General features: G+C 54.1%; 2 protein-coding genes and 2 pseudogenes. 2 read left to right on the top strand and 2 right to left on the bottom strand.

Features of this window, described 5'->3' with window-relative positions; all coding sequences use genetic code 11:
- Positions 1–737 precede the first annotated feature (737 nt).
- Complete coding sequence (locus J8I82_RS37320; RefSeq protein ID WP_209765602.1) at positions 738–917, bottom strand: hypothetical protein; 180 nt, start codon at positions 915–917, stop codon at positions 738–740.
- 107 nt (positions 918–1,024) lie between these two features.
- Between J8I82_RS37320 and J8I82_RS37315 the strand changes: the two genes are divergently transcribed.
- Positions 1,025–1,171, top strand: coding sequence for a hypothetical protein (locus tag J8I82_RS37315; RefSeq protein WP_209765600.1), 147 nt, complete (start codon positions 1,025–1,027; stop codon positions 1,169–1,171).
- A 1,222-nt stretch (positions 1,172–2,393) separates the two neighbouring features.
- Here J8I82_RS37315 and J8I82_RS39840 read toward each other — a convergent pair.
- Positions 2,394–2,954 (bottom strand): annotated as a pseudogene (locus J8I82_RS39840) (transposase); the annotation flags it as partial.
- 52 nt (positions 2,955–3,006) lie between these two features.
- Here J8I82_RS39840 and J8I82_RS38915 point away from each other — a divergent pair.
- A pseudogene (locus tag J8I82_RS38915) lies at positions 3,007–3,688 on the top strand (IS5 family transposase); the annotation flags it as partial.
- Positions 3,689–4,032: the final 344 nt, after the last annotated feature.

Raw genomic sequence — 4,032 nt, 5'->3', positions numbered from 1 at the left:
GTGCCCACCGGTATCAAGCCAGGCGCCGAAAACCAACGCCTGGCTGCATGAATGAGGCGCATCTACCTTGACGCGCGGAAGATTCCATCACGGCAGCAAAGTGAACGCAAGCACCGAAATGATGAAGCGCATCTGGTCCGCATTTTCATCATCATGGCGTATACGTATGGGGAGGCAAACGTAGCTTCACTTCTCCTCCATTGAGTCCATTGAGCGGGAGTAAGCCAGAAGGCCTACCTTTACAGCGCCGCGATCATGGTGGGGACCAGCGTGCATATGGCGACAGCGCCTGTTTGAGCCAAAATAAGCTTATTCACAGCGAGGTGTCAGTTGCAGGGCTTCACCAATCAGCGTATCCGTCTCGTGGGGCCAATTTGGTGAAGCCGTGCGTACGAGGAAACCCAACACACTTCGGGCTCGGATTGAAGACGTATTCGTATTCTGAAGAGGGGTAGTGCGGCTTCGTCGCGGACTGCTTCGCGCGACTCAAGAATGGAAGATCTTCAGTAGCTATTTGCATATCAAGACAAGACCCGGTGAGACTGTTCGCACAACATGAACGTGGATGCTAGCGCTCACCAATTGTGAAAAAGTTTTCATATATACCGTGTTGAATGCGGCTGATGTTACAAAGTGCGCTCCGGAAATGTGTCCACCATGTATCTGCATACGTCGTGAATGCTCTTGCTGCAGCTTGCGGCACACGCTCTCGGCGCATTCCTGGATTGTCAGGGCCATCACGTCGTCGCCGGCGTCATCATGATCACGGTATCGACTTCGAGTCGAGTTGGAATTGCGATCAGATGCAATTCCGTGTTTGTGTAGCCAGCCTCTGCGCCGGCATTGGCCATGGCGACAATGTCCTTTGTGGTGATGTGGTCTGAAGGCTTAGGCGGAATACCAGTCAGCTTCAGCATGGCGTAGGCAGCAGCGTCACCGGCAGGAACGAGCGATATTGGCCGTCCCTGCTCGCGATATCGCGCCCCAATCAGAGCAGCGGGACGTCGAAGAGCAGCTCGGTCCCATGCTTATCGCAAGGGAAACCCGCCAGGATCGCCATGCTATCCACACCGATCTGTACGACGGTGAAGAGCTGCCGGGTTCTCCCTTAAGCAATCCAACCAACGATCTGTCGATGCTCGCCGCCTGCCCTTCGCATTCCGCAATATAAAACCCAACAAACCAGACAGGTGCTACACGGCGGTTGTTCTCTTTCGAATGCATGGTATGTGCGGGCACCTCTTCTCAAAGCATTGCCACGGCCTACAAAAGCTGCATTACGCACGATTTTTCGTCAGATCAACCATTTTGAGTAAAACGAAACAAAAGAGACAATCGCGAAACAATAACGACAAAAATGCTTGGCTCATATCTAATCTTTAAGAATTTATCCAATTCACCAATTTTTGATTCATGTCAAAAATAGGGTGTCGCTCTGAATTCACTATGCTGTCCTTCGCGACTAGACTGCTTGTAGCCATTTGCCGCGAACTCCGTGAGAAGGTAATCGAGGTCTATGGCGAAAACAGCGAAGTTTTATTGACTTCATCCTACCCATCCCTGATGGCATAAACCGATTCCATTTTTAATGGAGATTATTATGCAAAGGTTCATGAAAAGTGTATTTGGCATTACTCTTTCCGCTATCACTCTAGGGACTGCCCTGCCAGCGTTGGCCCAAGAATTGGATTGTCACTACGATGAAAACGGATGCTGGCATTGCGATTACTGTCCGCCGCCTCCACTCCCTTCACTCCCTTCACAGGCACAGTAGGATCAGAGCTAGAATATTAAAACTTTCATATAAATACACCACCCACAAAGAAGAATTTCCGTTTGTGGGTGGTTTTTTAAATATATGAATGTAATGTTAAAATATTCCCAAAAGGTTCCAGTGTTCTCCTTTTCTTTCATTAGAAACTAGAGGCAATCCGCCGCGGGTCGTTTGCCAGTGTGCACTAACGGGTCCGGCAAATCCAACGCGACTTCGAGCACTGCAATGTTCACAAAAGCTCCTTTGTCTGGACCGCTACCGCCGATGGATCCTCGCCAAAGTCGACCGCGTATATAAAGTTATTTCTGTCGCGAAAAACTGATATGTCTTCGTCGGTTGATCATTTTGATATGCGCGGGTTGGGTACCGTATGACAAAAGATTCGTCGAGGAACTGCCTCCGTTTAGATTCGAGGGTTGTGCTGTTTCCAGTCGCCTCTTAGTACTACAGTCGTAGGGGGATGGGGAACAACCGCGTCTTCGGTAATGGCAGATTTTGGCGCGAAGCTGATGCCGGCCATGTCGACTAGCCGAGGATATGCTGAATTGAATGGAAGCAGTGCCACAGCAGTCTCGATAACAGACGGCGCAACTCAAGAACGGTTAGCGGGATCATATCTTCAGGAGTTTTTGTTGACCTTGGTCTGAAGCACCACAAGAACCGCGGGAGCCAGCAGTGACAGGATGATATGCCGATACCATCCATGCCATTTGCACACTTCATAGTGGTCCAGGCCACATTCTCTCTTGGCCGCCTCGAGGGCAATTTCGATTTCCCATCGCCGGCCCGCGACACGAACCAGAGTCTGCCGTGTGGCCTGGCGGCGTGGGCATACACGACGTAAAAGGCGTACTCAGGCGTTTCATCAAGCGTGTTCCGAACCATTAGATAGTGGGCCTCAGCGCCTTTCTTCAGCAGTCCTCTGCAAGCGCCACAAAGGTACAAGTGCCCAGTCATACAAGCGCTCACAATTAGCCCCTTGACCTGCGGACAATCGCTTCCAGGCCCGTGTCGGCTGAGCCTGAGCAATTGCGTCGGCACATACGTACGTCGGCCCTTGCCACCTGAGTGGCTCGTCCTTTACCACCGCGAGTACGAAAGCATGGTCACGGGATTCCAGCCATACCCGCAGACGTCGATCTCTACCGTAGACGGCGTCCCCGGTTACCCAACCACAAGGCCACAAGGCGAACCTGTTAACCTCGTCCGTTGTAAACAACAGGACTGAGGGGATGGGCAAGCCGATCATCGACGACGAATTGTGGGCACTGATCGAACCGCTTCTGCCGCCGCCCAAACCGCGGCGATTCCGGTATCCGGGTCGTGTCGGATCAGGCCACATTGACTGGCATCCGGTTTCTGTTGAGAAGCGGCATTCGCGAACGAACTACCCAGCGGAAAATGAGCTGCGGCTCTGGGGTCAGTTGCTGGCGCCGACTACGCGACTGGCAAAGCGCGGGGGTATGGGGTCGCCTGCACGAGATCTTGCTGGCCAAGCTACGTGCAGCGGACCGCATCGACTTCTCGCGCGTCATCATCGACTCCTCTTTAGTTCGAGCGGTTGGGCGGGCCAAAAACAGGACGGAACCCCACGGATCGCGCGCGACCCGGTTCCAAGCACCACGTCACCAGCGATGCTAACGGCACGCCGATCGCGGTCGTCCTGACCGGAGCGGAGCGAACCGCACGACCTTACCCAACTCCTGCCTCTGATCGAAGCGATTCCTGCCATTCCAGGACGCCGAGGCCGTCCCTTGCGCAAGCCTGGTCGGATCTACGCTGACCGCGCATAAGGCCACGACAAGTATCGTCGACCGCCCCATGCTGCCGGCATCCCGACTTCGATCGCCGGGCGTGCCAGGCCCACGGCAGTGGACTCGGCAAGATCCGTGGGTAGTCGAGTGCACCCATGCCTGACTGCACGCATTCCGTCGTCTGCGCACCTGCTTCGAGCGTCGCGCGGACATTTGACCCGTCCTGAATAAGGTGACACCCATTAGCGGGACCTTGTCAAGTGAGCGAACGATACCCGCGGCTGCCCGAGTAGCCGGTAATGAGTTCCCGTATCCGAATGCAGCGAATGCAGTGAGTGAGCCAAGCGCGCCCGTTTTTTCGTTTGTTGGCTGCGACGGATCGCGCCAGACGTCCATGAGGATCAAGCCCGCGGGAAACGCCATCTGCTTAGAGCCGCTAACAAAACTGGTCAACGAATCGTGAGCAGATGACCGCGCAGGCGAGCGTGAGCAGAGCGAGATGGA

The sequence above is a fragment of the Cupriavidus consociatus genome, assembly GCF_017814975.1.
GTDB lineage: Bacteria > Pseudomonadota > Gammaproteobacteria > Burkholderiales > Burkholderiaceae > Cupriavidus > Cupriavidus consociatus.
This window is presented reverse-complemented; position numbering and strand designations above follow the sequence as displayed.